Here is a 19,977-nt window from a genome sequence, read left to right as displayed (position 1 = left end):
CGATCACCCGCGCCTCGACGTCGCCGAATTCCCGACGCGCTGTCTTCGAATCAATTCGGCGGTGACGTCGATATCGCCGACGGCCGGTCCCATCCGCTGTTTCCGGTTGAACTGTTCGGCTTGCCTGCGGGAGCCTATGGCCGCACCCGCGGGGCGCACATCCCGCACGAGCCACCCGGCCCCTGCCTCCGTCAACGAGGCGAGCAGCATCTTCTCGGGTGAGACTCCGGCGGACGGCAGTGCCCCGAACCGGACCACCAGATGCGCTCCAGGTGAGCAGCGTTCCGCGACCGCACGCCAGACCTCGGCCATCGCAGAGACGAACGCGGCCTGGCTCCTCTTTGTGGCGAGCTGGCCCTCCGTTCCGTACGGCACGTTCGGCGGACCGCCCAGGAACCAGTTCCTGAGCCACTGATCGGGGACGTAGGTCCGCATCCCGTAGTAGGGGGGCGACGTCACCACGAGGTCGAAACGCCGCCTCAACCGGGCCACGGTCGTGGCCGCGTCCCCGAGCAGCACCCGTCCGCCGGTGCGCGGCGGAAGGTTGCGTAACATCCGCTCTGCCCTGCGTGCCACGACTTCGACCGGATCGATGTGCACGGGACGCAAATCGCGCTCACGCCAGAACCGCACCGCATAGGCGGGCTTCGAGGCATACGTCCTCGGCATCTGATTGGACAGATACGAGGGCAGCCCCTTGTTTCTGGGCCCGTGGAGAACGCCGAGAATCAGGGCGCGGAGCATCACCGAAGTGGCGGTGTCCTGCCACCGCAGCAGCCCCTCACGAAGAGCGGCCAGTTCCCGGAGTGTCTGGTCGTGGAAGGCCCAGTCCCAGAAATCGCCCTTGGGGACGGAAGCGTCGCCGTATTCCCTGATGAGATCCCGGGCCAGGCGGACCACTGACGAGGGTCCCACGCGGGCGAGTTTCGCCTGGGCGATGGCGCCTGCGACGGGATTGACATCGATCCCGACGGCTGACCGGCCGGCCAATCGCGCGGCGTACAGAGTGGTGCCCCGGCCGCAGAAAGGATCGAGGACCCGCCTCGCGTCGGAATACTTCGTCATCTGCTGGAGCGGGAAATCCAGCGGGAACATCGTGTAGTAGGGGCAAACCGCATTCAGGCGAAGCCAGTCTTCCGGCCACGCTTTCATGTCCACCGCTACCGGCATGTGCTGGATCATACAAATCGGGATCCGCACGAGCATAGCCTCGATCGGCGAGAACATATGAGATCGGGATGTATTCGACAGTTCCCGCTATTGACGCTTCACGCCAAAGAAAACCGGGTATGAGTATGAGCTTCCCATTGATGCGTCGCGAATAAGACGGGGCCCGGCTCTCAGAACGGGCCCCGCGAACTGTCGGACGACATCGGTCAAGCCACCGAGCCGGGTCGGTGCCACTCCTCTCCCCGCACGTGGTGGGCCAGGAAGGCGAAGATCGTCTCGTACCAGGCGATCGTGTTGCCGGGCTTGAGGATCCAGTGGTTCTCGTCCGGGAAGTACAGGAACTTGGCCTCGGCCCCCGTGCGCTGGAGGTCCCACCACAACCGCAGGGCCTCGCCGATCGGGACGCGGTAGTCCTTGTCTCCGTGGATGACCAGCATCGGTGTGGCGATCTGGTCGAGCCGGTGGTGGGGCGACAGGCGCTCGTAGCGGGGCGAGCCGGGCAGGCCGAATTCGCGCTGCCAGTAGGAGGAGACGTCGGTCGTGCCGGCGAACTGGTCGAGGTTCCACAGGGAGGCGTGGGTGACGATCGCCTTGAAGCGCGTAGTGTGGCCGGCCACCCAGTTGGCCATGTAGCCGCCGAAGGAGCCCCCCATGGCGGCGGTGCGGGTCTCGTCGATCTCGGGGAGCTTGCACGCCGCGTCGGTGATGGCCATCAGGTCGCCGTGGGTGACCGGGCCCCACTCACCCCAGCCACGGTCGATCATCTGCTGGCCGTAGCCGGTCGACATGGCGGGGTCGGGCAGCAGGACGGCGTAGCCCCGGGCGGCCATGATCCACGGGTTCCAGCGCCACGACCAGTCGTTCCAGCTGCCGAGCGGGCCGCCGTGGATCCACAGGAGCAGCGGGGCGGGCTCGTCGGAGGCGGGCAGCACCAGCCAGGCGTGGATCTCGGTGCCGTCTTCGGCGGTGGCGGTGATCTCGGTGAGCGTGCCGGGCAGGTCGGGGACCGGGGTCGGCGACGGCAGGACGACGTAGCCGCCGTCGGCCAGCTTGACCGGCACCGGCGGGTGGTCGACGGCGCCGCGCAGGGCGTAGACCGTGCCGTCGGGGGCCACGTTGATCTCGGTGTACGCGCCGTGGTCGGGGGTGACCCTGCGGCGCTCGCCGTCGAGGGACACCGCGAAGATCGGGCGGCGGCCGCGGTCGTCGCAGGCGGCGTACAGGAACGAGGAGTCGGGGGCCCAGGCGATCGAGTAGCCGGAGTCGCCCAGGGCGCGCTGGTCGCCGGTCTCCAGGTCGATCAGCCAGAGCTCGCCCCTGGCCGACACCGTCTCGGAGGTGAGGCGCTCGCGGTGGCAGGCGATGTAGCGGCCGTCGGGCGAGATCACGACGGGGCCCTCGAAGTTGTGGTCGTCGTCGCTCGCCAGGACCCGGCGCTCGCCTGCGGTCAGCCCGACCACGCGGACGCGGTGGTCGCCGCCCGGCAGGTCGTCACGCCACAACGCCACGACGGTCGTGCCGTCGGGGGTGACGTCGAAGGAGGTGCGCTGCAGGGCGGCGCCCGCGTCGGGGGTCAGGTCGCCGTGCTCCAGCGAGAACAGCCGGGGGTTGCCGGGGCCGAGGTCGTGGTCCCAGAAGCGGACCGGGTAGCCCTCGTGGAGGATCGCGGTGATGCCGGCCTCCTCGCGTTCCTTGCGGCGGTCGCGCTCGGACTCGGGGTCGCCGGGGTAGACGTCGGCGACGTACACGATCGAGGAGCCGCCGGCCCGCACGCCGGAGACGCCTCCCGGGCGGGTGGCCAGGCGGCGGGCCTCGCCGGTCTTCGGCAGGAGCCACAGGGCGGGCCGGTCGTCCGCGTCCTTCTCGGCGGGGTCCGGGCGGGCGGACACGAAGAGCAGGTCGCCGTCGGGGGTGAAGACGGCGCCGCTCTCTCCCTTCGCCGACCGGGTCAGCCGGGTGGGCTCGCCGGAGGGGTCGAGGGGGATGTCGTAGATCGCCGTGCCGTAGCTCTTGCGGTCGGGGTTCAGGGACTGCGTGACGGCCACCAGCCGGGAGCCGTCGGGGGCGAGTCGCAGCGACGCCGTCCGCGGGACGGCGACGTAGTCACGCACATCCTGGAAGATCGAGCTCATCCGTCGAACCTACCCCCCTAAGCTGGGCACATGGGGAACTACGACGCGATCGTCGTGCTGTCGTTCGGCGGGCCCGAGCGTCCGGAAGACGTGCTCCCGTTCCTGGAGAACGTGGTGCGCGGACGGGGTGTGCCGCGCGAGCGGCTGCTGGAGGTGGAGGCCCACTACCAGTCGATGGGCGGGGCCAGCCCGATCAACGCGCAGAACCGGGCGCTGGTCGAGGAGCTACGCAAGATCGTCGACCTGCCGGTCTACTGGGGCAACCGCAACTGGCACCCCTTCCTGGAGGAGACCGTCGCCCAGATGAAGGCCGACGGGATCAGGAAGGCGGCGGCGTTCGCGACGGCGGCCACGGCGTCCTACTCGAGCTGCCGCCAGTACCGCGAGGACATCGCGCGGGCCGCCGCGGCGGTGCCCGATGGGCCCGAGCTGGTCAAGATGCGCCACTTCTACGACCATCCGGGGTTCGTGGCCGCGATGGCCGACCGCACCCGCGCGGCCCTGGCCGAGGTCGGCGGCGACGCGCGGCTGGTGTTCACGGCCCACTCGATCCCGGTGTCGATGGCCGTCTCGGCCGGGCCGCAGGGCAACGCCTACGAGCGCCAGCTCCGGGAGGCCTCCGCGCTGGTCGCCGCCGAGGTCGGGGCCAGCGACTTCGACCTGGTCTGGCAGAGCCGCAGCGGGCCGCCGCACATCCCGTGGCTGGAGCCCGACGTGTGCGACCACCTGGAGACCCTCCACGCCAAGGGGGTCGAGTCGGTCGTGCTGGTGCCGATCGGGTTCGTCTCCGACCACATGGAGGTGCTCTACGACCTCGACGTGGAGGCCCGCGACCGGGCCGGCGAACTGGGCCTGCGGCTGGCCCGCGCGGGCACGGCCGGCACCCACCCGAGGTTCGTCGAGATGATCCGCGACCTGGTGAACGAGCCCGAGCCGACGGCCTGCCCGGTCACCTGCTGCCCGGCTCCCTCGCGCCCCCGCCCTCAGGGATAGGCGCGGGCGTAGGCGCCGGCCAGTCCCAGCACCTTGTTCACGTAGTCCCACGAGTGGTTGTAGGCCCACACGGCCTTCCTGAGGCTCTCGCCGCCACCGGCCGCGCCGGTGGCGCAGAGGTAGTTGGCCGCGCCGGGCACGGCGTCGTAGGCGTTCCAGATGTCGGCCACCCCGTCGCCGTCGCCGTCGACGCCGTAGGCCCGCCAGGTGGCCGGCATGAATTGCATCGGCCCGAGGGCCCCGGCCGACGAGGGGCCGTTGTTGCGCCCGTGGCCGCTCTCGACCTGGCCGATCGCGGCCAGGACCGTCCACGACAACCCCGGGCAGACGGCGACCGCCTTCCGGTAGAGCTCCAGGTAGCTGGCCGGGCGGCCGACGAGGGTGGTCCGGGCGGCGGGCTGCCGCGCCGCCTCCTCCTTGACCTTCCCGATGGGCACGACGCTGGAGCCGTCGCCCATCAGCTTGCGCACCCGCGTCCCGCTGACGTTGTCGCCGTGCACGAGCACGACCACGCCCTCGGAGAAGCCGAGCCGCGCGCCGAGGTCCTTGGAGATCAGGCCGTCGATGTTGGGGAAGCCGAGGTGGGCCGAGGCGGCGATGCGCAGGCGCGGGCCGTTGTCGACCTGGTACTCCTTGCCGAGCACCATGCCGAGCCGCTTCATGACGGCCGGGTCGGCGACCACCTCGCCGCGCGCGATGGCGCTCCACACCTCCGGATGCTGGGCGACCGGTTCGGGCGTCCACGACCGGAACTGGGCCGGTTCGACGGCGAGCAGCTGCAGCGGGTGGCCCGACAGCCGGACCCCGCCGCCGCCCACCAGGGCGACCTTCTCGACGTGTTTCACCTTGGCGATGCGCAGCACTGTCTCCTGGGGCACCGGCCGGGGCGCGATGCCGAGCAGTTGCGGCGGGGTGACCGGGACGCCGGGCCCGCCGATCTGCCGGGGCGGCGCCGACGGCGCGAGGGGGCCGGGCAGAACGGTCGGCGAAGGCGGGGGCGGTGCGGCCTCACCGGCGACGGGACGGCCGGTGTCGTTGAGGAGGAACACACCGCCGGCGGCGACCGTCACCACGATGGTCGCGGCGAGCCCGGTCACGAGGGCGCGGAGCGGCGTGAACCGGGGATGACGGGGAGCCTGGTTCACGTTGGTACCTTATCGACCGGAAACTCACTTGCCATCCATATCGGCTGTGAGCCATGGTCAGAAGAGTTTCAAGGGGAGTAAGCAGTAGTCGTCCGCGTGCCATCCCATTCCCCCATGGCCGCAGCCGTCTTTTCGGTTCGCCCGGACGCTTGGGAACGGGTAGAGGACTGCTCTCATGCGTACGTATCGAGGTCTGTTCCGCACGCCAGGTGCGAAGGGCTTCGTCATCTCCGGTTTCGTCGGGCGCATCCCCATGTCCATGCTGGGCATCGGGATCACGCTGCTCGTCTCGGCGGTCACCGGATCCATCGCGACGGCGGGCGCCGTCGCGGCCGTCTTCGCTCTCGCCACCGCCGTCGGCGCGCCCGTCATGGGGCGGCTGAGCGACCGTTTCGGGCAGGCGCGGATCGTCGTGCCCGCGGTGCTGGCCCACGGCGGCGCGCTGGTCGCGCTGATGCTGCTGGCCCAGGCCGAGGCGCCGGTCTGGGCGCTGTTCGCCGCCGCCGCCCTGGCGGGCACGACGGCGGTGCAGCTCGGGTCGATGGTGCGGGCGCGCTGGTCGCACCTGCTCGACGACCCGGCGAAGCTGCACACCGCCTTCTCGTTCGAGTCGGTCGCCGACGAGGTCATCTTCGTCACCGGACCGGCCTTCACCGCGGTGGTGGCCACGTCGCTGAACGTGTACGCCGGTCTGATCGTCGCCGTCGTCCTGGCGGTGTCGGGCACCCTGGCGTTCTCGCTGCTCAAGTCGAGCCAGCCGCCGGTCGTGCGGCACCGGGAGCACCGGGGCTCGCCGATCGCGATCCCGGGTGTGGCGCTACTGTCGGTCGTCCTGCTCGGCATGGGCGCCGTGTTCGGCACGGTCGACATCGTCACCGTGGCCTTCGCCGAGGAGCACGGCCACAAGGGCGTGGCCGGGCTGCTGCTGGCCTCCTTCAGCGCCGGGTCGATGGTCTCGGGTCTCTGGTACGGCTCCCGCGCCTGGAAGATCACCCTCCGCAGCCGGTTCGTGCGCGGCCTGGGTGTCTTCGCCGTCGGCCTGACCCCGATCGTGCTGATCGGCGAGCTGGCCCCGATGGCGGTCGCGCTGTTCTTCGCCGGCCTGGCCATCTCGCCCACCCTGATCACCGGCTTCTCGCTGATCGAGCGGCTGGTCCCGGCGCCGCAGCTCAACGAGGGCATGTCGTGGTTGTCGACGTCGATCGGGTTCGGCGTGGCCATCGGCGCCTGGGCGGGCGGCCACCTGGCGGAGACCTTCGGCGCCTCCAACGCCTACGGCTTCGCCTTCGGCTGCGCCCTGCTGGCCGCGCTCGTGGGCCTGCTGGGCTCGGGATGGCTACGCACGCCGGTCGTTTCTGAGTATCGTTCACATTCATGACGTTCACGAACTGGGCGGGCAACCAGTCGATCACTCCGGCTGAGACGCGCACGCCCCGTTCACCCGCCGAGGTCGCCGAGGCGGTGACCGACGCCAAGCGCCAGGGCCGCACGGTCCGCATGATCGGCACGGGCCACTCCTTCACGGGCGTGGCCCTCACCGACGGGATCATGCTCCGGCCCGAGGGCCTGACCGGGATCCTGTCGTTCGGCGACGGCACCGTCACCGTGGCCGCCGGCACCCCGATCCACGTGCTGAACGTCGAGCTCGACCGGCGCGGGCTGGCGCTGGCCAACATGGGCGACATCACGCTCCAGACGGTGGCGGGCGCCGTCCAGACCGGCACCCACGGCAGCGGCCGGTCGGTCGGTGGGCTGGCCGACCAGGTGACCGCGCTCGATCTCGTGCTGGCCGACGGCTCGGCCGTGACGGTCTCCGAGGGCGACCTGTTCGACGCGGCCCGGGTCGGGCTGGGGGCGCTGGGCGTCGTGACGGCGGTGACGTTCCGGGTCGAGCCGGCGTTCCTGCTGCGCAACCAGCGCTCGCCGATGCGGTTCGAGCAGATCCTCGACGCCCTCGACACGCTCACGCTGGAGAACGAGCACCTCGACTTCTTCTGGCTGCCCCACACCGACCTGTGCCTGGTGAAGCGGAACAACCGGGCGGCCGGCGGGCAGCACGCGCCGGGCCGGTTCCGCACCTGGCTCGACGACGTCTTCGTGGAGAACACCCTGTTCGGGGCGGCCAACCGGGTCGGGGCGCGGTTCCCGTCGATCATCCCGCCGGTCAACCGGCTCTCCGGGATGGTGCTCGGCACGTCGGAGACCTCCGACACGGCGTACAGGGTGTTCACCAGCGTGCGCGAGGTGCGGTTCCTGGAGACGGAGTGGGCGATCCCGCGCCGCCATCTGGCCGACGCCCTCCGTGAGGTGCGCGCCCTGATGGAGCGGTCGCCGTGGCGGATCTCGTTCCCGGTGGAGGTGCGGGTCACGCCGCCCTCGACGGCCTGGCTCTCGACCGCCTACGACCGCGACTCGGCGTACATCGCCTGCCACGTCTACCGGCGCACGCCGAACCCCGGCTACTTCGCCGCCGTCGAGGAGATCATGACCGGCCTGGACGGGCGGCCCCACTGGGGCAAGCTGCACAACACGGATGCCACCTATCTTTCCCAGGTATATCCGCGTTTCAGGGATTTCGTCGCACTACGTGACCGGGTCGACCCGGACCGCCTCTTCGCCAACGCCTACCTGGACCGTGTCCTGGGCGCCTAGTTCTCCGCGCAGTTGACCCAAGTTCACCTCCATCCGCCACGTCTCACGCGAGAATCCGGGGAGGACCCTGAATCGCTTGCTCAACCAGCCTGTCTATAGCAGGGTGAACGCGACGAGGCGAGACGCGGACGGCCGACGGCCGGCCGTGGCTCGCGCCATTACTCTGCCTAAGAATGTGACCGGCTTCATGTCGCCTCCGCAGCCCCTGGAGAAGGCGATGTTCGGACATGCCGGGTACGGTGCTTGGAAGGCAACCGGCTCACGCGAGAGACTCAAGGGTCCGGGGGAAGATTTCGCACGACGAAGGGACTCGCATGCAGGAGCTCCGTCTCGTCGCGGTGAGTGAGGACGGCACCTATCTCGTCCTGGCCACGGCCGGGAGAGGTACCCGCTTCACGCTGCCCGTCGACGACCGGCTCCGTGCTGCCGTCCGCGGCAACTTCTCCCGTCTCGGTCAATATGAGATCGAAGTGGAGAGCCCGTTGCGTCCCAAGGAGATCCAGGCCCGGATCCGAGCCGGTGAGACCGCCGAGGAGATCGCCGCCACGGCGGGCATCCCGGTCGAGCGCGTCCGCTGGTTCGAGGGGCCGGTGCTCCAGGAACGCGAATACATGGCCCAGCAGGCCCAGCGCTGCGCCGTCCGCCTCCCCGGCGAGGCGGCCGCCCGCCCCACGCTCGGCGAGCTCGTCGCCGAGCGCCTCACCCGGCGCGGCGTGCCCACCGACGAGATCGACTGGGACTCCTGCAAGCGCGACGACAACCTGTGGCGCATCAAGCTCGGGTACGTCTGGAACGGCCACACCCGCCACGCCGAGTGGCTCTTCGACCCGCGCCGCCGCCACGTCTCCCCCTACGACGACGAGGCGATGCGCCTGTCGGCCGACGACTACGTCGAGCCGCAGGCCGAAGAGGCGACGGTCCGGCCGTTCGTGCCCCGGATAGCGGGCAAGCTCGCCCCGGTGCCGCCGCGCGACTACGACTACGACCTGGCCGAGCCCCCACCGTTAAGGGTCGCCCCGACCGGCAACCTGCCCGACCACTTCTCCCCCCGCTTCACCCCCGAAGCCGCCCCCGCCGCCTTCCACGAGCCCGAGCCGCCCCGCGTGCCCGCCCCGGCGCCCTCCTACCAGGAGCCGCGCTACGCGGAGCCGCAGGTCAGCGCGCCCACCAGCTACGCGACGCCCGAGCCCGCATCCTCCGAGCCGCGCTACGCGCCGGCGCCGCAGCAGCCGCACCACACGGCGGCCGAGCCGCAGGCCGTCGCGCCCACGCGGCAGCACGCACCCGAGCCGCCCGCCGCCCCGGAAGCCCAGGTCGGACAGGCCGCGCAGGCGCCCTCGCCCACCGCCGCTCCCGAAGCGTCGAGCACGCCTGAGCCGACGGCCGATGCCGTCGCATCGGCCGGGCCGGAGGTCGGCCCCACAACCGCGCCAAGCCCGCAGTCAGGTGCACCCGCCTCGCCGGATGCACACGCGAGCACATCCGTCGCGCCGGAAACACACACGAGCACGCCCGCTGTGCCGCAGGCCCAGCCGAGCGTGCCCGTCTCGGAGGCGCGCCCCGGCGCGTCCGACCAGCCGGGCACCGCCACGACCGGGTCCGGCGACCAGTCGGCCGCGCCCGACAACCGGCCGGTCGCGCCCGAGGCGCAGGCCCCCGCCGCCGCTGCCCAGGCCGACACGGCTCCCCAGGCGGTCGACACCGCTCAGGCCTCTTCGGCCGCGCCGCAGGCCCCCGCCCAGGCCGACACGGCTTCCCAGACCGGGGACGCCGCCCCGGCCCCTTCGGCCGCGCCGCAGGTCACCGCCCCGGCGACCCCTTCTCAGGCCGCCGCCGCGACGCCCGGCCCGCAGGCCGCTTCGGCGGTCGACGAGGCGAAGGCCGCCCCGCAGGCCGGACCGCGGGCCGCCGACGCCGGGGCCGTCGCTGGGGGCGTGGAGCGTGCCGCCGATGAGGGGCCCGCGTTCGTCGCGCCGGAGGCGCCCGCCGTGGTGCCGCCGCAGGCCGCGCCCGAGCCGGTCGCCGAGGAGCCCGTCAAGGTCGAGGAGCCGCCGACTCCGGCGGTCATGCCGAAGGCGGTCAAGCCCCGGCCCGCGCCGCCGCAGCCGAAGCCGCCCGCGCAGCGGCCGGCGCCGAAGGAGGAGAAGCCGGCCGAGCCGGTGCCCGCCGGCGCCGCGCCCGCCCCGGCGCCCAAGCCGGCCCCGCGCCGCAAGTCGCGGGCCCGCCGCGCCTCGGTGCCGTCGTGGGACGAGATCATGTTCGGGGCGCCCAAGCAGGACTAGCGCTTGAGGAAGGGCGCCATCCAGTCGGGGGTGACCTCGGCGGCGAACGCGGCCGCCTGGGTCTCTCCGGCGTCGATCGCCTTGTAGCCGCCGCTGCCCGCGCCGACCCCGGCGATCACGGTCACCAGCCCGGCGCGGCGCTGGAACCACGACTGCTCGATGGTCCAGCCGACGACCGCCCGGCGTTCGACGACCGCCTGGGCCCGGCGCAGCGAACCGGAGCGGACCGACAACCGGGTGCCGTCGTAGGTGTGGCCCAGTGACCGGTAACGGTCGAGGCCGAGGGCGATTCCGGCCACGGCCAGGACCGTGGCGGCGACTCCGATGAGGGCGTAGCCCAGGGCGTACATGACCAGGGCCACGGCCACCCACGGCGCGATCGCCCGGAACAGGCGGCGGCGGCGCGCGGCGGGCGGGTGAGGGCGCAGCGCCTCGCTGAACGGGCCGACGGCCTCGGCGGCGATGTCGCCGACGGCGGCGCGGGGGGCCACGGGGAGCAGCTGGCCGCGGGTCTGGGAGTCGCCGAGGCCGGTCACCACCGCCCACAGGCGGGCCACCCGGGCGCGGCGCTCCAGCGGGCTCTCGGCGATCTCGTAGCCGCGGATGCGGCGGCGTTCGAGGGAGACCACGCGCCGGTTGATCAGGCCGCGCTCGGCCACGAGGTGGTCGCCCCGGCCGAACAGCACGAAGTTCCAGTTGAAGAAGGCGTACATGGCCGCGCCCAGGAACGGCATCAGCACGACCAGCACGACCGCCACGCCGATGAGGAGCAGCGGGTGGCCCCAGAGCCACTCGCCGGCGGCCACCGCGTCGTCTTCGTCGAGGCCGAGCTCGCCGCCCCACTGGAAGGCCAGGCCGACCGCGCCCGCGACCAGCGCGAACGGGGTGAACAGGTAGGCGCCGGACAGCGGGCCGTAACGCAGCCAGGCGCGCGGGACCTTCAGGAACACGTGGTCGCGCGGGGCGGCGGGCCGCTCCTGGAGTTCGGGGGCGGCGGCGTGGTGGCGGGACAGCAGCACGCCGCGCAGGCGTTCGGCCTCCTCGACGGTGATGCCGTCGAGCTCGCCCTCCTGCTTGTCGCCTCCGGCGCCGGTGTCGAGCTTGAGCACGGCCAGCCCGAGCAGCCGGTGGAGGAAGGGCGTGGTGACGTCGACGCCGCGGATGCGCTCCAGCGGGATGACGCGGGTGGAACGGCCGATGAAGGCGCGGGACAGTTCGAGACGGCCGCCGGTGATGGTGTAGGAGAAGGTGGCCCAGCGGACGACGGCGTACAGGACCGAACCGGCGACGCCGAGCGCGGCCCAGATGAACGAGCGCGGCGAGAACCCCCCGGCCACCAGCACCCCGGCGAGCGGCACGAGCAGCGAGGGCAGCACCCTGATCGGGTCGATGAGCAGCAGGCGCGGGCTGAGCCGGGCGGCCTCGGGCACCGGCTCCTGGAAGGGGAGGCTCACGTCGCGTCGTCCCGGAGTTCCTGGGCCCGGCGCGACAACTCCTCGGCCAGCCGCGCGGCCACCTCGTAGTCGAGCCCCCTGATCGTGGACGACCCCGCGTAGGAGGCGGTCCGGATCTCGACCGTCGCGAGTCCGAAGAAGCGCTCCAGCCAGCCCTGCGCCTTGTCGACGGTCTGGATGCGGGACACCGGCACGAACACCCACTTGCGCGACAACCAGCCGGAGCGGGCGTAGACGACGTCGGCGGCCAGTTCCCAGCGGTGCACCGCGAACCGCACGACCGGCTCGGCGAGCACGAACGGCACGAGCACCAGCCCGATGGCGAGAGCGGCCACCCAGGTGCGGTCGAGCAACCACTGGGGCAGGAAGTCCCACCCCGTCATCCACATCGACAGCAGCACCAGCCCGACCACCAGCAGCACCGTCACGATGACGGCCTCCGCGAACCAGAGCGACCTGGCCCTCGGCGAGACCTGGTTGGCAGGGTCACGCAGCGCGTCACGCATCTGGCATCACGATCCCACCCTAAATCGTCGGGATGTGCCGTTGGTCACCCCCCAACCCGCGCTTGAAGATTTCTACCGGCGAGTACCACTTCCCCACCAGAATCATAGGAATCCCAGGTCACACCGGTCCGACCGGGGTGGACCACCGCACGAACCCGGCGTTTGTGGAGGTTCTTCTCGCTGCGGATCATCGCGATCGGGTCGGCGCACCTGCGGGATCCGCGTAGCATCATCGGGCATGGGGTCGCTGACGAAGTCCGTTCGCACGCGCCGAGCCGCTCTCATTCCGGCGGCCGTCGCGGCGCTGACGGCATCGGCCTCGGGCTGCGGGATCGTGGGCGGAGGATCGCCCGCCGACCTCGACGTGATCAGTGTGTCGAGCCCGCAGTTCCGTGACGGCGACCCGCTGCCGTCGGGCTACTCGTGCAAGGGAGATTTGGGCAATCCGCCCCTCCGCTGGTCGGGTACGTCGGGCGCCAAGTCGGTGGCCCTCGTGGTCGACGACAACGCCGCGGGAGACAAGGCGATGGTGCACTGGGTGGTCTTCAACATCGACCCCAACACCACCGAGCTCGCGGAGAACGGCACCCCCCGGGGTGCACGGCAGGGGCAGACGACTAGTGGAAAAGTCGGATATGTGCCCCCCTGCCAGCCCAATGACAGCTACCGTTTCACCGTCTACGCCCTGAACGAAGAACTGGACCTCCCGCAGGGTGCCCCCCTCTCGGAGAGTCTGGCCACCATCGCGTCACACACGATCGCCCGAGGTCGCCTCACTGCGGCTGACATCGAGTGACATGCTGATGACCGCAGGTAGTAGTGGTGGACCAATCTTCGCCTAGGGTGTGACAACGGTCATTGTGGTCGAGCAGAATCGGATCCTGAATTGCTGAGCGCAGGTGATCACAGGGGGCAGGTCGCGTCGATGGCCGCGCGATCTCACCGGCGCCGCTGGAAGGCCATGGCCTTGAGGGTGGTGCTATGACCGCGGTCATTTTGGGCCTTGTCGCCGTTGTGCTGTTGGTGCTGATAGTCGTGGCACTCGGCATGCGGTCGATGAACCGGAGAGAGAGCGCGCTCTCCTCCGAGCGCATCAAGGCGATGGCCGAGGGCGCCGCGAAGAAGAAGGGCAGCCGGCCCGCCGAAGAGACCTTTTTCGAGAGCTTCCCCGAGGGCTTCGACGCCTTCGAGGAGCCGAAGAAGGCGCCGCCGAAACCGGCCGCCAAGGCCCCCGGCGCGCCCCCCCGTCCCGGCAGCCGCCAGGGCGTCAAGCAGCAGCCCGCCGGCGCTCCCCGCGGCAAACGCGGGGTCGACGAGTGGGGCGCCGACGACGACTACGACGACGACTACTGGTCGCGGGTCCGCGCCGACGACGGGGCGTTCGGCGGCACCATCAAGCAGCGCATGGCCACCCCCCGCCCGGTCGAGCCCGAGCCCGCCGCGGCCGGTCCCGCCCCCGTGGCGTCGGTGACCCCCATCAGCTCCGTCGACCCCAACGCCGCGACCGTCCAGGGCGTCCTCCCTCAGCGCCCGGCCGCCGCGCAGCCGCCCGCCCAGCCCGCGCCGACGCCGGGTGTCGTGACCCCGATCGCCGCCGTGCTCACCCCCGGGGTGGTCACCCCGATCGCCGGTCTCAGCACCGGCCCCCTGAACACCGGCCCCCTGAACACCGGAACCCCGTCCAACGGCTTCCTGTCCCCCGACACCGGCATGGTCGACGGGCTGCGCGCCACCCCCTCCTCGCAGCTCGCCGAGCAGAAGACCGTCACCTTCTCCGCGCCCACCCCCGAACCGAGCGGCCCCGCGACCGGCCCCTTCTCCTCGGGCCCCTCGACCGGCATGTTCGAACGGCCGGGCTCCTACGACCAGCCCCCGACCGGACCGTTCCCCAGCCGCCCGGCCTACGACGGCGGTTACGACACCGGCTACACCAGCGGGAACTTCCCGGTCCCGGCGGCGCCGCAGCCTGAACCGATCCCGCCGGCCTACCCCGAGCCCACCGGCTGGCCCGCCCCGCCCGCGGGCGGCGCGGCCTACCAGCCGCCGGCCGCCACCCCCGCGTCGTGGGCCGGCACCAGCGGCGACGTGTTCGACGACCCCGAGCCGCCCCGTCCGGGCAGCGGGTCGACCTGGTCGACCGGCGAGGCGGCGGGCTACCAGATGCCGGCGCCGTCCTACAACGACTTCTCGACCGGCGCCTACCAGACCGGCAACCTGCCGACCCCGGCGCCCGGCTCCTACGAGGTCAGCGCCGGCTGGGCGACGATCGACGACTCCGACTCGGTGGCCGGCTCCTACGGCTACGACCAGCAGGGCTACCCCGGGGCCGTCCCGCCCGCCCCGCCGCAGAACAACGGCGGCAGCTGGCCCTCCTACGACGAGCTCTACGGCGAGCAGACCACTCGCAGCGGCGGCGGCCGCAGGGGCACCCACCGGGGCGCCCCCGAGACCGACCAACCCGACTATTACCGCTGATTTCCCCGCCCCAAGTAGGACCCTCGGCTGACCTTGGCATAAGGTCGCCGCATGACCGGGGGTAACAGTTCGACCACGCAGCGTGTTCAATCGGTGCTGCGGCATGACGTTCCGGCCTCACTCGTGGTGTTCCTGGTGGCGGTTCCGCTGTCACTGGGCATCGCGGTGGCGTCCGGGGCGCCGATCGCGGCCGGGCTGGTCGCGGCGATCGTCGGCGGCATCGTGGCGGGCGCGCTGGGCGGGTCCGTCGTCCAGGTGAGCGGTCCGGCGGCCGGGTTGTCGCTGGTGGTGGCCGATCTCGTCCAGGTGTACGGCTGGCGCGCGACCTGCGCCATCACACTCGCGGCCGGATTGCTGCAGATCGTGCTCGGCGCGTTCCGGGTGGCCAGGGCCGCCCTGGGGGTCTCCCCCGCCGTCATCCACGGCATGCTGGCCGGGGTGGGCGTCGTCATCGCGCTGTCGCAGCTCCACATCGTGCTGGGCGGCAGCCCGCAGCGGTCGGCGCTCGACAACCTGCTGGAGGTGCCGGCCCAGGTGGCCACCCTCCACGGCGACGCGGTGATGATCGGCCTGCTGACGATCGGCGTGCTGCTGGTCTGGGACCGTATCCCCAAGGTCCGGCTGGTCCCCGCCCCGCTGGCGGCGCTCGCCATCGCGACGGTGACGGCGGCGCTGGCGGGCTGGAAGTTCACCGAGGTCGACCTGGCCAACGGGCTGAGCCAGCTCGCCGGGCCGATCCTGCCCACGGGCGACTGGCACGCGATCGCCGCCTCGATCCTGCTGGTGGCCGTGCTCGCCGGGGTCGAGTCGCTGCTGACGTGCGTGGCCGCCGACCGCATGCACGACGGGCCGCGCGCCGACCTCGACCGGGAGTTGTGCGCGCAGGGTGTCGCCAACGTGGTGTCGGGAGGGCTGGGCGGGCTGCCGGTGTCGGGCGTGGTGGTCCGGACGACCACCAACGTCCGGGCGGGCGCGCGGTCGCGCTGGTCGACGGTGCTCCACGGCGTGTGGGTGCTGATCGCCACGGTCGCCTTCGCCTCGGCGCTCGGGCTGATCCCGATGGAGGCGCTGGCCGCGCTGCTGCTGTTCATCGGCGTGAAGATGGTCAACCTGGGCACCGCGCGCGGGCTGCGCGGCCACGGCGAGATGCCGATCTACTTCCTGACCATGGGCGCGGTGGTGCTGGTCGGGCTGGCCGAGGGCATCGTCATCGGGCTCGGCCTGGCCGCGCTGCTGGCGCTGCGACGGCTGACCTGGGTGTCGGTCGAGGTGACCCCGTCGGGCGGGCGCTGGCGGGTGGTGGTGACCGGGTCGCTGATCTTCATCGGGGTGCCCCGGCTGACCGACTCGCTGCGCACGATCCCGCGCGGCGCCAACGTCGACATGCTGCTCAACGTCGACTTCATGGACAACGCGGCGTTCGAGGCGCTGCACAACTGGCGGCTGGAGCACGAACGGGGCGGCGGCACCGTCGACATCGACGAGCTCCACGACGACTGGTACACGGCCGCCGCCAGCGGGACGCGGGTGTTCCCGGCCAAGACGCCGCCCAAGCTCGACTGGTCGTGGTTGCCGTGGGCCGACCGGCGCCCTCCGGCGGCCGAGCCGGGCGACCTGCTGGAGGGCACCCGCGAATACCAGCGCCGGACCGCGCCGCTGATCCGGCCGGTGCTGACCCGCATGGCGCGCAAGCAGTCGCCGTCCCACCTGTTCATCACCTGCGCCGACTCGCGGGTGATGCCCTCGCTGATCACCGCGAGCGGGCCGGGCGACCTGTTCATGGTCCGCAACGTCGGCAACCTGGTGCCGCGGTTCGAGTCGGTGCCGGCCGACGACTCGGTGGCGGCGTCGATCGAGTACGCCGTCGGCGTCCTCGGCGTCAGCACGATCACGGTGTGCGGCCACTCGGGCTGCGGCGCGATGGCGGCGCTGCTCGGCGACGCGCCCACGGGCCTGACGGCGGTCGGCAACTGGCTGCGCCACGGGCACCACTCGGTCGAGCGGTTCGAGAACACCCCCCACGGGCCCGAACAGGCGCCGCTCGACCACCTGTGCCGGGTCAACGTGATCCAGCAGCTCGACAACCTGCGCACCCACCCGATGGTGGAGCGGCTGGAACGTTCCGGGAAGCTGGAGCTGTCGGGGCTCTACTTCGACATCCCGACCGCCCGGGTGCACGTGCTCGACGAAGAGGGCTTCCGCCCCGTGCCGGAGCTGCGGGGGCTCTGACTTCGCACAGGGTGAAATCGGCCCGCCGTGAAACAGGGCGGACCACCCGACATCGGGCACCCAGGATGGGGTCATGAGAATTCTGGTGATCGGCGGCTCGGTGTTCCTCGGCCGGGCCGTCGTCGAGGAGGCCCTCGCGCGGGGTCACGACGTGACCATGTTCAACCGGGGGGTGAGCCGGGCCGACCGTCCCGGCGTCGAGACGGTGCACGGCGACCGCGAGAACCACGACGACCTGCTGCGCCTGGTCGAGGGCCGCGAGTGGGACGCCGTCGTCGACGTGTGCGGCTACACCCCGGCCAAGGTGCTCGACGGGGTGCGCGTGCTGAACGGGCACGCCGCCCACTACACGTTCATCTCCAGCATCAGCGCCTACCAGGGCTTTCCCGGCGAGATCGGCGTCAACGAGGAGTCGGAGCAGTTCCCCGGCGACCCCGAGGCGACCGAGGGCGACTACGGCCCGCTCAAGTCGGGCTGCGAGCTGGCCGTCAGCGAGAACTTCGAGGGCGGCACGCTCATCGTCCAGCCGGGCCTGATCCTCGGCCCCCACGAGAACGTCGGCCGGCTGCCGTGGTGGCTGACCCGCATCGAGCGCGGCGGCCGGGTGGTCGCGCCGGGGAACCCCGACCGGGAGATGCAGCTCATCGACGCCCGCGACATCGCCGCGTTCACGATCGCGCAGGCCGAGAAGGGCACCACGGGCAAGTTCCTGACCGGCGGTGTCCCGGCCAACACCACCTACGGCCAGTGGCTGCGCGACTGCGTCGAGGTGACCGGGTCGGACGCCGAACTGGTCTGGGTCGACGACGCGGTGCTGCACGAGCACGGGGTGCAGATGTGGACGGAGTTCCCGCTGTGGGCCGACGACAGCATGCCGGGGGTGTGGCTGACCGACTCGTCGAAGGCCCGTGCGGCGGGGCTGACGTGCCGTCCGGTGAGCGAGACGGTGCGCGACACGTGGGAGTGGCTGCGGGAGATACCGGTCGGGGAGCGGGTGTTCGGAGCACGGTTCACCCATGGGATCGATCCGGACAAGGAGGCCGCGATCCTGGCCGACTGGGACAGCCGGCGCTGACGACTTTCCCGGCATCCTCACCGAGAGCGGAACGCTGCCCCTAGGATTCACGAGCCGCGTTCAGTCGGCTACGCCACGTGATGACTCGGGAGAAGCGTTTCCATGGCAAGGTCCATCAAGGGGAACTCCGCCCTTGCCCGGCCCTACCGCGACCTCGTGTGGCTCGCCTATCTGACGTTGCCGCCCGACAGCGGCGAGCGGCGGGTGCTGCTTGCCCACCGTCTCGCCGCGCGGGCGCTGCTGCGGCGTCCGGGCGACCCGGAGCAGGCCCGCCTCGACGTGCTGAAACGGGTGCTGAAGCGGCGGCCCTATCCGCTGATCGGGTTCGGGCGCCGCCTTGAGGTGGTGCCCGCGGTCGTCCGCAGCGACGAGCGCGCCTTCACCACCGCGCTGGAGGAGCTCCCGCCGGCCGCCCGCGCCGCCTACGCGCTCACCCGCATCGAGGGCCTCGACGCGGGTGAGGCCCGGCGCCTGCTGGGGGCGGCCGGGGTGGCCGAGCCGACGATCGCGCTGGCGCTGATCGACGCGCTCGACGACGAACACGGCCGCCTGGAGGACCACCGCCCGGCCGCCGACCCGACGCTGGCCCGCATCTACGGCCGGGGCCCGTCCAAGGTCCTGATCACGCTGGCCGCCGCCGCGGGCCTGCTCGCCGTCGCGGGCGTGCCCCACCTGCTGGGTCTGCACGACGTCCGCGCCGCCACCTCCGCTCCAGCGTTACCCGAGGTCAGCCGGGTCTCCCCCGGCACCTGGCGGACCACCACCACCCTCGACCTGCACACCTGGGAGCCCCGGGGCGACCTGACCGACGACGACGGGCTGGTGACCCGCGCGGTCCGGGCCTGGCAGGGCGAGGTGACCGCGCAACCGGTGTCGGGCGCGCTGCCCAGCCCGCCGGTCGCGCCGCAGCTTCTCTACGCGGGCCGCCTCGACGGCACCACGGTCGTGCTGCTCCGCGACTCCGGCCGGGTCGCCCGCTACGCCGAGACCGGGCGGTCGCGCTCGCTGGAGGTGTTCCCCGAGCCCCGGCTGAAGGCCGACGGGTCGACCCCGCTGAAGTTGTCGGGGGGCCGTTACCTGGTGCCGCCGTGGGTGACCGAGGTGTCGGCGGCCACCTTGAGCCGGCTGGGCGCGAAGTGGCGTCCGGTCGCCCTGGCCGGCGGGGTGACCGGTCCGGTGCCGCAGGTCACGGCCGGTCCGTGCTGGCGCGGCCCGGTGCTGCGGCTGCGCGCGCCGGGGGTGGCCCACGGGATGGCGTACACGATGCTCGACCTGGGACGGCTCGCGCTGGCGAACGTGACCCACCAGGCGCCGCCGCCCGCCGAGATCAACCGGATGGGGCCCGAGGAGATCGACGTGTCGCCGGGCGGGTTCAGCGCGTGGGCGCACCTGTCGTGCGCGCTGCCGTTCCCCCCGGTCGAGGCCGAGGCGGCGACGGCCTGGGAGTTCTGGTCGGGTGAGCTGCCGGAGTCGGCGCGGGCCCGCTGGATGTGCGCCCGGTTCTCCAACGCCGACGGGACGAGCTCGGTCAGGGCGGTGCTCGCCGTCGCCACCCCCGGCCGGACGGTGACCATCCCGACCGGCTCCCGCGCCGGCACGTGGGACTGCAGCCGCCTGAAGCGCCACGTGGTGGCGGCGACCTGGTGGCAGGCGCCGTCGGGCCAGTGGTACTACCTGGTCGCGGGCAGCCGCGACGTCGCCCGCATCACGGTGACCGGCCCGACCGTGAAAGACGTCCTGGCCGGGCGCGGCCTGATCGCCACCCTGGGACCGAACGGCGGCACGCAGCCGACCGGAGAGGTCACGGTGACGGCGGGCACGACGACCGTGCTGCGCGAGACCGCCCCCTCACTATCGTGACCCC

At 72.2% G+C, this 19,977-nt stretch carries 14 protein-coding genes; 9 read left to right on the top strand and 5 right to left on the bottom strand.

Going from position 1 to position 19,977, the window contains the following annotated elements; translation table 11 throughout:
• Positions 1–3: 3 nt before the first annotated feature.
• Both GT755_RS07875 and GT755_RS07870 read right to left on the bottom strand, forming a co-directional pair.
• Entirely contained in the window at positions 4–1,170 is a 1,167-nt protein-coding gene (locus GT755_RS07875; protein ID WP_202609755.1) for a DNA methyltransferase, read from the bottom strand.
• 206 nt (positions 1,171–1,376) lie between these two features.
• Positions 1,377–3,302: a S9 family peptidase gene (locus GT755_RS07870; protein ID WP_161479037.1), complete on the bottom strand. Its 1,926-nt coding sequence runs from the start codon at positions 3,300–3,302 to the stop codon at positions 1,377–1,379.
• A 30-nt stretch (positions 3,303–3,332) separates the two neighbouring features.
• Between GT755_RS07870 and GT755_RS07865 the strand changes: the two genes are divergently transcribed.
• The gene (locus GT755_RS07865) at positions 3,333–4,295 is read left to right on the top strand and encodes a ferrochelatase (RefSeq protein WP_161479036.1); all 963 of its coding nucleotides are present in this window, start codon (positions 3,333–3,335) and stop codon (positions 4,293–4,295) included.
• Here GT755_RS07865 and GT755_RS41010 read toward each other — a convergent pair.
• The gene (locus tag GT755_RS41010) at positions 4,286–5,440 is read right to left on the bottom strand and encodes a lytic transglycosylase domain-containing protein (RefSeq protein WP_161479035.1); all 1,155 of its coding nucleotides are present in this window, start codon (positions 5,438–5,440) and stop codon (positions 4,286–4,288) included. The genes GT755_RS07865 and GT755_RS41010 overlap by 10 nt on opposite strands.
• 175 nt (positions 5,441–5,615) lie before the next feature.
• Between GT755_RS41010 and GT755_RS07855 the strand changes: the two genes are divergently transcribed.
• The 3 genes from GT755_RS07855 to sepH all read left to right on the top strand — a co-directional run bounded on the left by GT755_RS07855 (position 5,616) and on the right by sepH (position 10,374).
• Positions 5,616–6,818: an MFS transporter gene (locus GT755_RS07855; protein ID WP_161479034.1), complete on the top strand. Its 1,203-nt coding sequence runs from the start codon at positions 5,616–5,618 to the stop codon at positions 6,816–6,818.
• Positions 6,815–8,092: a D-arabinono-1,4-lactone oxidase gene (locus GT755_RS07850; RefSeq protein WP_161479033.1), complete on the top strand. Its 1,278-nt coding sequence runs from the start codon at positions 6,815–6,817 to the stop codon at positions 8,090–8,092. Before GT755_RS07855 ends, GT755_RS07850 begins: the two co-directional genes overlap by 4 nt.
• A 314-nt stretch (positions 8,093–8,406) precedes the next feature.
• On the top strand, positions 8,407–10,374 hold the full coding sequence (sepH, locus tag GT755_RS38460; RefSeq protein WP_202609754.1) for a septation protein SepH: 1,968 nt from the start codon (positions 8,407–8,409) through the stop codon (positions 10,372–10,374).
• Here sepH and GT755_RS07840 read toward each other — a convergent pair.
• On the bottom strand, positions 10,371–11,828 hold the full coding sequence (locus GT755_RS07840; protein WP_328794237.1) for a PH domain-containing protein: 1,458 nt from the start codon (positions 11,826–11,828) through the stop codon (positions 10,371–10,373). The two genes, sepH and GT755_RS07840, sit on opposite strands and share 4 nt — an antisense overlap.
• Complete coding sequence (locus GT755_RS07835) at positions 11,825–12,334, bottom strand: PH domain-containing protein (protein ID WP_161479032.1); 510 nt, start codon at positions 12,332–12,334, stop codon at positions 11,825–11,827. Before GT755_RS07835 ends, GT755_RS07840 begins: the two co-directional genes overlap by 4 nt.
• 238 nt (positions 12,335–12,572) lie before the next feature.
• Between GT755_RS07835 and GT755_RS07830 the strand changes: the two genes are divergently transcribed.
• The 5 genes from GT755_RS07830 (at position 12,573) to GT755_RS07810 (ending at position 19,973) form a co-directional block, all read left to right on the top strand.
• Positions 12,573–13,130: a YbhB/YbcL family Raf kinase inhibitor-like protein gene (locus GT755_RS07830; protein ID WP_030454410.1), complete on the top strand. Its 558-nt coding sequence runs from the start codon at positions 12,573–12,575 to the stop codon at positions 13,128–13,130.
• Positions 13,131–13,357: 227 nt separating this feature from the next.
• Positions 13,358–14,809: a hypothetical protein gene (locus tag GT755_RS07825; RefSeq protein ID WP_161479031.1), complete on the top strand. Its 1,452-nt coding sequence runs from the start codon at positions 13,358–13,360 to the stop codon at positions 14,807–14,809.
• Between the two features lie 51 nt (positions 14,810–14,860).
• Positions 14,861–17,038, top strand: a complete 2,178-nt coding sequence (locus GT755_RS07820; RefSeq protein ID WP_161479030.1) for a SulP family inorganic anion transporter — start codon at positions 14,861–14,863, stop codon at positions 17,036–17,038.
• A 73-nt stretch (positions 17,039–17,111) separates the two neighbouring features.
• On the top strand, positions 17,112–18,113 hold the full coding sequence (locus GT755_RS07815) for an NAD-dependent epimerase/dehydratase family protein (RefSeq protein WP_161479029.1): 1,002 nt from the start codon (positions 17,112–17,114) through the stop codon (positions 18,111–18,113).
• Positions 18,114–18,215: 102 nt separating this feature from the next.
• On the top strand, positions 18,216–19,973 hold the full coding sequence (locus GT755_RS07810) for a hypothetical protein (RefSeq protein ID WP_161479028.1): 1,758 nt from the start codon (positions 18,216–18,218) through the stop codon (positions 19,971–19,973).
• The last annotated feature ends 4 nt before the right edge of the window (positions 19,974–19,977 follow it).

The organism is Herbidospora solisilvae, from assembly GCF_009901565.1.
GTDB classification, from domain to species: Bacteria; Actinomycetota; Actinomycetes; order Streptosporangiales; family Streptosporangiaceae; genus Herbidospora; species Herbidospora solisilvae.
The sequence above is the reverse complement of the archived record's forward strand: the minus strand, read 5'-3'. Positions and strand labels throughout refer to the sequence as shown.

Excerpts from the sequence above, each read along its gene's own strand:
- GT755_RS07850 (WP_161479033.1), top strand. The coding sequence starts at position 6,815 with ATGACGTTCACGAACTGGGCGGGCAACCAGTCGATCACTCCGGCTGAG.
- GT755_RS07870 (WP_161479037.1), bottom strand. The coding sequence starts at position 3,302 with ATGAGCTCGATCTTCCAGGATGTGCGTGACTACGTCGCCGTCCCGCGG.
- GT755_RS07835 (WP_161479032.1), bottom strand. The coding sequence starts at position 12,334 with ATGCGTGACGCGCTGCGTGACCCTGCCAACCAGGTCTCGCCGAGGGCC.
- sepH (WP_202609754.1), top strand. The coding sequence starts at position 8,407 with ATGCAGGAGCTCCGTCTCGTCGCGGTGAGTGAGGACGGCACCTATCTC.
- GT755_RS07865 (WP_161479036.1), top strand. The coding sequence starts at position 3,333 with ATGGGGAACTACGACGCGATCGTCGTGCTGTCGTTCGGCGGGCCCGAG.
- GT755_RS07815 (WP_161479029.1), top strand. The coding sequence starts at position 17,112 with ATGAGAATTCTGGTGATCGGCGGCTCGGTGTTCCTCGGCCGGGCCGTC.
- GT755_RS07830 (WP_030454410.1), top strand. The coding sequence starts at position 12,573 with ATGGGGTCGCTGACGAAGTCCGTTCGCACGCGCCGAGCCGCTCTCATT.
- GT755_RS07820 (WP_161479030.1), top strand. The coding sequence starts at position 14,861 with ATGACCGGGGGTAACAGTTCGACCACGCAGCGTGTTCAATCGGTGCTG.
- GT755_RS07855 (WP_161479034.1), top strand. The coding sequence starts at position 5,616 with ATGCGTACGTATCGAGGTCTGTTCCGCACGCCAGGTGCGAAGGGCTTC.
- GT755_RS07810 (WP_161479028.1), top strand. The coding sequence starts at position 18,216 with ATGGCAAGGTCCATCAAGGGGAACTCCGCCCTTGCCCGGCCCTACCGC.
- GT755_RS07875 (WP_202609755.1), bottom strand. The coding sequence starts at position 1,170 with ATGCCGGTAGCGGTGGACATGAAAGCGTGGCCGGAAGACTGGCTTCGC.